The following is a 7069-nucleotide window of genomic DNA, read 5'->3' as shown; positions in this document are numbered from 1 at the left end:
CTACTCCTATGCCTACGCCACGCTCGGAGAGTTCGCGGCGATGGGAGTCGCGGCCTGTTTGCTGCTCGAGTACGGTGTGTCCACCGCCGCGGTCGCCGTCGGCTGGAGCCAGTATCTCAACAAGTTTCTTGGCAATGTCTTTGGTTTTGTTCTGCCACATGCTATTTCAGCGGCACCCTGGGACCCAGAACCTGGCTTCCTGAACGTACCGGCGATCGCGCTCGTGGCAATGTGCGCGCTGCTGTTGATCCGGGGTTCAAGCGAATCCGCCAAAGCGAATGCCGTGATGGTGATGATCAAGCTCAGCGTGCTGGTGTTGTTCTCGGTGATCGCGTTCACCGCGTTCAACGCGAGCAACTTCAAGGACCTGGCGCCCTTCGGCTTATCCGGCATCAGCTTGGCCTCCGGCACGATCTTCTTCGCCTACATCGGTCTCGACGCGGTGTCCACCGCGGGCGACGAGGTGAAGGACCCGCAACACACCATGCCGCGCGCGATCATCGCCGCCCTGCTGATCGTCACGGCAATCCACATGCTGGTCTCGGTTGCCGCCATCGGGGCGCAGCGCTGGCAGGATTTCAAAGATCAGGAAGCGTCGCTGGCGGTGATCCTGGACCACATCACCGGCAACACCGTCGGCAGCACCATTGTGGCCGCTGGAGCAGTGATTTCGATATTCTCCGTGACGCTGGTGACGCTGTACGGCCAGACTCGGATCCTGTTCACGATGGGTCGCGACGGCCTCCTGCCAGCAACGTTCGCCAAGGTGAACCCGCGCACGATGACGCCGGTGCGTAACACCATGATCGTGGCGTTCGCGGTGGCGTTGCTGGCCGCGGTCGTGCCGTTGGACCGGCTGGCCGAAATCGTGTCGATCGGCACGCTCACGGCGTTCATCGTGGTGTCAGCGGGAGTGATCATCCTGCGGATTCAGGAGCCGGAGCTGCCGCGTGGCTTCAAGGTGCCGGGTTATCCGGTGACCCCGGTGTTGTCGATCGCAGCCTGCGCCTACATCCTGTTCAGCCTGCATTGGTACACCTGGATCGCGTTCAGCGGATGGTTGGCGGTGGCGCTGACCTATTACCTGATGTGGGGCCGCCGGCACAGCGCCCTGAACGGCGATGCCAACTCGGCGCCCGTCGTTGGCGACTAGGGAGCTAGGCAACGGCGAACACGTGATTCCTCGTCATCCAGTCGTCGATGTGCCCCAAAGTGGTGCCAACGCCGGTTATCAGGAGGTCACCTTCGTCCAAAGGCAGTAGCCCTTCATCATTATCGAGAAGAGATTGGGTAACACCCGAAACGAGAGCTGCTGCCCTGTCGCCCCGGCCGCTACTTGGGGCGAACTTACAACTCCTGCACGGACCACGACTACCTGCTCCTCGATGCACTGGCTGTCGGGGTCTTGTGGGAGGGCGATCCAGTCGCCTGACCGTAGGTTGTAGTTGCGAGTTCCCTCGCCGCGCAGCGTCAGTTGGGGTCCATAGGTCAACCATCGATCACTGCTGGGGTAATCGGAGGTGACGATTCCCCATTGGTAGTCCTCGTTTGCTTGCTGCTGGCACACCAGGTTTATTTTCTGATCCGGAAGCTGAATCATCGCGTTGGCGAGATTGGACGAACAGGGTGTGTCTGGTTGCGGTACAACGGGATTCGCATGCGCCGCTGTCGGTGCGGAAAGTACTGCGAGGGCTTCTGCCAGCGTCGTCAGGACTATCGTCGCGGTCTGTCTAATGATCGGCTCAGCCTTCGAAGAGCGGCTAGGGCAGCGTGGTGTGCATCAACATTACGCTGTACGTCGACCACAGCGAGAGGTTGAAGTAGAGGTCGTGGCCGGCCGACCAGGGGTGGATGAACGGGGCGTAAATGCCGCCGGGAACTTGTGTTGACGTCACAAGGGTCTGCGTTGCGCTCCACGGTCCCTGTGGATTGTCCGATGTCCGCATCACGACATTGTTCGAAGCGTCGGTGTAGAGCACGACGTACTTATTGAGGTAATCGTTGTACTGCACCGACATCTCGCTCACCGGAGCCGAAATGACCGGCGTGGCGGCCCAGGGACTGTTTGCGACCCAGGATCCTGCTCCGAAGAAATTCCACCACGGTTGGCTCCAGTATTCGTACTGACTGAGGTCCAGCACAGCATTCTCGGGGACGCGCGACACATATGCCGAGCCCGAGCGTCCGGACGGGGTGCCGTATGAGTACAGGTAACCGTCGCGTCGGACGAACGCCCCCTGCTGAAAATTCTGGTTGCCCCAGTTGAACCAGACGCTGGGTACGCTGAAAAAGAAGCTCGGACGGACGGTTCCGCGGCTGGCGGTCCAATTTTCGCCGTTGTCGGTGGACACCGCGATTGCCGAGAAGTTCGTGGTCCATTGGCCCGGATTGCCCCACTGCTTGACCGACATAAAATTGACGTACTGCGTTGTCCCCACCGAGATTCCAGCGGTTGGGATGATGGTCACTTCGGTTGCGGCGAGATTGAGACTGGCAATGATCTGTCTTGAGAAGTTCGATCCCGGTGGAGTCGCGGACAGGACCGGCGAACCGGCGTAGACGTTGCCGAACGCGGGATTTGGCACCGACACTCCGTCGGACAGATTGCGGTCCGCGCTGCGAAACAAGGTGTTGCTCCGCCATTGCTGGCCGGCGACGCTGCAATCGCCGAACGTGTCGCCGAATGCCATGAGCACCTGGTCGTTCACGCCGGTTTGGCCGTTGTCCCAGATAATCCCCAGATCGGCGCCCGAGATGGCGAAGCGGGTGTAGGTGTTGTTCGGGCTGTTGGGCCCGTCAATCCAGCTGACGATCGTTGTCGTCGGAGCCGCGACCGCCGCAGCAGGGGCCCCGGTCGTGGGGCCCGTGAGGTTCGGCACCTGTTGGCCTGCCGGACCGGGAAGCCCTGGCACGGGCAAGGGCAGCACCGCGCCTTCCTGTTGCATCGGCGCGAAGTTCAGAGCACCCGGCGCCACCGGGTCCAAGGCCGCTGGGAGCGGACCCAGCCTGGACGGCATTGCCTGGTTCTGTGCGCCGCGGGGCATTCGCCCTGTCGGCACATGTTCTACCGGCGGCATCGCCGCCCCTGGCAGCGGCTGAATGCGGTTCGGTGCTGCCGGGGTTGCCGTCTGCGCGCAGGGCGCTGCGGCCGCTGGAGGAGCCAGGACGACCGGAGCGACGAGTCCGATGGCGGTTACGGACGCCACCGATAGTGGTGCGAGTCGGGCAAATACCCACACGTCAAACCTCCGATGGGTGCCTGGACTTCCCCGTTGGTCGTCGACAGCGGACGCGCACGGACTCGAAACTGTGACAATAGTGATTACAGTGGTAATTGGGTTCAGTGATACGCCGGATCGGTATCCGGTTGTGACCGTGCGGCAACCACCACCAAGACGCCGGACTCCTTTGGGCCGGGCAGTCTGCTTGCTCGTGACCTGAAGACCGGTTCCGCTGAGGCCGGACCGCGTCTCAGCAGAATCGACACGAATCTGCTTGCGGTAGCCGCGGCATGGAATGTATCGATGACCGTCTGGATCAGCCTGGTCGAGGAAGCGCGCAGACGGGAAATCACCCACCGCCGGAGCGGCTAGGGTGCCATCATGCCTGTCCTGAGAAGTGCCAGACTGCCATTGAGTATCGCGTTGGCAGTGGGTCTCGCCGCAGCGGCATCGGCCTGCGATCACAGTCCGGACCGGGTCGGTGACAACCCGCGCCAGGTGACTGTCGTCGGCTCCGGCCACGTACAAGGGGTCCCGGACACGCTCACCGCGGATGTCGGCATCGAATTCACCGCCCGCGACGTCACCGCGGCGATGGATCAGACCAACGGCCGCCAGCAGGCGGTCATCGACGCGCTGGCCAACGCCGGCGTCGACCGCAAGGACATCAGCACCACCGATGTGAGCCTGCAACCCCAATACGACAATGCCGGCGGCACCATCACCGGCTATCGGGCCGCCAACTCGATCCGGGTCAAGATCCATCCCGCCGGCAGCGCGTCGCGCCTGCTGGCCGTCATCGTCGGAACCGGCGGTGACGCGACCCGGATCAACTCGGTCAGCTACTCCATCGCCGATGATTCGCAGCTGGTGAAAGACGCCCGGGCACACGCTTTTCAGGACGCCAAAGACCGCGCCGCGCAGTACGCCCAGCTGTCCGGGCTCGGACTGGGCAAGATCCTGTCGGTGTCAGAAGCCTCCGGCGGCGGCGCATTGCCGCCGGGAGTTCCAGCGCCCCGGAGCGGCATGCAGGCGATTGTTCTGCTGGAGCCCGGTCAGCAGACGGTGAGCTTTTCGGTCACTGCGGTGTGGGAATTGCGGTAGGTGAGAGCGCACGCCTCATGAAGGTCCGGTTCCCTGATGTCGCCAACGCACGACCTCACTATGAAAGCGTCTACTGCGCCCTCGTTCACCCCACGGAACCAGAAGCCCTTTGGGTGCGGACCACCGTTCAGAAGCGCCCCGGGAAGGAACCGACCGGTGCGCTGTGGGTCACCTGGTTCAGCCCTACGGGAGTGCGTGCGACGAAGATCAACGATCTCCACGTCAGCCCGGGGGGTCTCGGTCTCAGCTGCGGGCCCGCCTCCCAAGGACCAACGGGCAGCCGCGGGTCAGTCGAGTCCGATCAGCTCTCCGCTCGGTGGGATCTTGCCTTCGCTCCCCGGACATCCGGTCTCGAGCACCTTCGCTCCGCGGTCCTCTACCGCGCGCCCCTCCCACGCACCAAGGCGACGTCACCGGTGCCCGATCTCGACGTCGAAGGAACCCTGGTCGTCGACAACAAACCGGTCGACCTGACCGGGTGGACCGGAATGCTCGGCCACAATTGGGGCACCGAGCACGCAGCACGGTGGATCTGGCTGCGGGCCAGCGGTCTCGGCGACGACGGCACCGGCTGGCTCGACGCGGTGCTCGGCCGCGTGCGGGTCGGCCCGCTACTCGCGCCGTGGACCTCCTTCGGTGCCCTCGAGCTCGACGGCACCCGCCACCCCCTAGGCGGGCTGCTCGCCAGGGGCACATCCGTCGCCTTGTCCGACCACGGTGCCACCATCGGGCTCACCGGTTCCGGTCTCGCAGTACGCATCCGGGCCGAGGTCTCGCTCGCGGCAACTGTCGGCTGGGAGTACTCCGACCCCGCAGGCCACCGCCACGAGGTCGTCAACAGCTCCGTGGCCGACATCTCGCTTGCCGTCGACCGCGGACGGTCTCGGGACGCCTTCCAACCGATTCGGCGCGGAGTCCTCGAGATCGGAGGCGACCAACGCGCCTTCGACGTCCCATTACAGCCCTACCGGGACTGACATCGTGAAGTGCGACAGCTAGTCCTGGTAGACCCTCGGGTCCAGGGTGCCGATGTACGGCAGGTCGCGGTAGCGCTCGTCGTAGTCCAGGCCGTAGCCGACCACGAACTCGTTGGGGATGTCGAAACCCACGTAGGCGATGTCGGTGTTGGCCCGCAGCGCGTCGGGCTTGCGCAGCAGCGTGCACACCCGCAGCGAGTGCGGATGCCGCGTGTTCAGGTTGCGCAGCAGCCACGACAGGGTGAGCCCGGAGTCGACCACGTCCTCGACGATCAGCACATCCCGGTCGTTGATGTCGCGGTCGAGGTCTTTGAGGATCCGCACCACACCCGACGAGGAGGTCGACGATCCGTAGGAGCTGACCGCCATGAACTCGAACTGCGTCGGCAGTGGGATCGCTCGGGCCAGGTCGGTGACGAACATGACGGCGCCTTTGAGCACGGTGATCAGCAGCAGATCGCGATCATCGGCGGCGGCCCGCTCGCGGTAGTCCGCGCCGATCTGCGCCCCGAGCTCGGCGATGCGGCTTTGGATCTGCTCTTCACCTAGCAGGACCGACTTGATGTCCCCCGGGTAGAGCTCCGGCGATTCCGCTGCCACGAGCACAGCGTGCCACGTCATCGGGCCGGAAACCAATGGCGGTCGGCTAGACCGCTTCGTTGTGCAACGTCAACACCCCGCCGCTGCGGCCGGCGACCAATCGCTGATGGCGCAGTGCCGAGCCGACCGCCACTCCGCCCTGGCCACGCCACGCGGTGACCAGCGTGTCTACCCCGCGGATCTGCTTGTCGGTCAACCCGATCGCGCCACCGGCCAGCAGCCAGCTGCGGATGACGCCGCGACGGACCGGGTCGGGCAGCGCCGTCAACGCCTCGGTGTCGAGCCCGTTGGGAGTTACCGCCACGGACATCGCCTGGGCGATCAGCGAATCGATCAGCTCGGTGTCGCCGCGCAGCGCGGTCGCCGTGCGGGCCAGTGCCTCGGCCACACCGCCGCCGAGCACCTCCTCCATCAGTGGGAGCACCTCGAGACGCAGCCGGGTGCGGGTGAACCGACGGTCGGTGTTGTGCGGGTCGTGCCAGACGTTCAGCCCCAGCTCCGCGCAGGCGGCATGCGTCACCTCGCGCCGCACCTCCAGCAGCGGCCGGCACCAGGGCGGATCGTAGCGGCGCATGCCGGCGATCGAGCGGGCACCCGAGCCGCGGCCAAGGCCGAGCAACACCGTCTCGGCCTGGTCGTCGAGTGTGTGGGCCAACAACACGGGCCGGTCGCGACGGGCATCCGCCAACGCAATGTAGCGGGCGTTGCGGGCCGCGGCCTCCGGGCCGCCGACACCGTCCACCTGCACGGTAAGCACTTGAGCGTCAACGCATCCCAAATACTCGGCCTGTCGCTGCGCGGTTGCGGCCACAGTTGCCGACCCGGCCTGTAAGCCATGGTCGACGATCAACGCAGTGGTCGGCAGTATCGTCGCCGCAACACCGGTGAGTGCCAACGAATCCGGGCCTCCTGACAACGCCACACACCAGCGATCGGCGGTGTCGAGAAATTTCGTCGCGAACGCCGCCACCACCGCGCGGAGTTCGGCTACAGCACCCGATCGATCCATCGTTGCGGGTATTCGATCTCAATCGGCCGCGGCAAGGTCTCTGGACTCGTCCAGATTGTGTTGAACCGTGTCATCCCGACCCGATCCACCACATGGTCGACGAACGCCTTACCCCGGGTGTACTGGCTCAGTTTGGCGTCGATGCCCAGCAGCGCCCG

The 7069-nt window shown here is 64.7% G+C and carries 7 protein-coding genes; 3 read left to right on the top strand and 4 right to left on the bottom strand.

Annotated elements, in window-relative coordinates; all coding sequences use genetic code 11:
* Window positions 1-1153: APC family permease (locus VN856_RS26905; protein ID WP_325695001.1), on the top strand; the 1153-nt coding region annotated here is incomplete at its 5' end.
* A gap of 607 nt (window positions 1154-1760) precedes the next feature.
* Here the strand turns inward: VN856_RS26905 and VN856_RS26900 are convergent.
* Window positions 1761-3017 (bottom strand): DUF4185 domain-containing protein, encoded by a 1257-nt coding sequence (locus VN856_RS26900; protein ID WP_325695000.1) that lies wholly within the window; start codon window positions 3015-3017, stop codon window positions 1761-1763.
* A 585-nt stretch (window positions 3018-3602) separates the two neighbouring features.
* Between VN856_RS26900 and VN856_RS26895 the strand changes: the two genes are divergently transcribed.
* Window positions 3603-4325 (top strand): SIMPL domain-containing protein, encoded by a 723-nt coding sequence (locus VN856_RS26895; protein WP_325694998.1) that lies wholly within the window; start codon window positions 3603-3605, stop codon window positions 4323-4325.
* Between the two features lie 113 nt (window positions 4326-4438).
* Complete coding sequence (locus VN856_RS26890) at window positions 4439-5302, top strand: hypothetical protein (protein ID WP_325694996.1); 864 nt, start codon at window positions 4439-4441, stop codon at window positions 5300-5302.
* An 18-nt stretch (window positions 5303-5320) separates the two neighbouring features.
* Here VN856_RS26890 and hpt read toward each other — a convergent pair whose 3' ends face one another.
* The 3 genes from hpt to VN856_RS26875 all read right to left on the bottom strand — a co-directional run.
* Complete coding sequence (gene hpt, locus VN856_RS26885) at window positions 5321-5923, bottom strand: hypoxanthine phosphoribosyltransferase (protein WP_325694995.1); 603 nt, start codon at window positions 5921-5923, stop codon at window positions 5321-5323.
* 25 nt (window positions 5924-5948) lie between these two features.
* Window positions 5949-6911, bottom strand: coding sequence for a tRNA lysidine(34) synthetase TilS (tilS, locus tag VN856_RS26880; protein WP_325694993.1), 963 nt, complete (start codon window positions 6909-6911; stop codon window positions 5949-5951).
* Window positions 6890-7069, bottom strand: a 180-nt coding sequence (locus VN856_RS26875; protein WP_325694991.1) for a zinc-dependent metalloprotease, incomplete at its 5' end; no start/stop codon positions are given. The genes VN856_RS26875 and tilS, both read right to left, overlap by 22 nt.

The organism is Mycobacterium sp., from assembly GCF_035603715.1.
GTDB lineage: Bacteria > Actinomycetota > Actinomycetes > Mycobacteriales > Mycobacteriaceae > Mycobacterium.
Note: the sequence above shows the minus strand (reverse complement) of the source record. Positions and strands in the feature narration are given on the sequence as shown.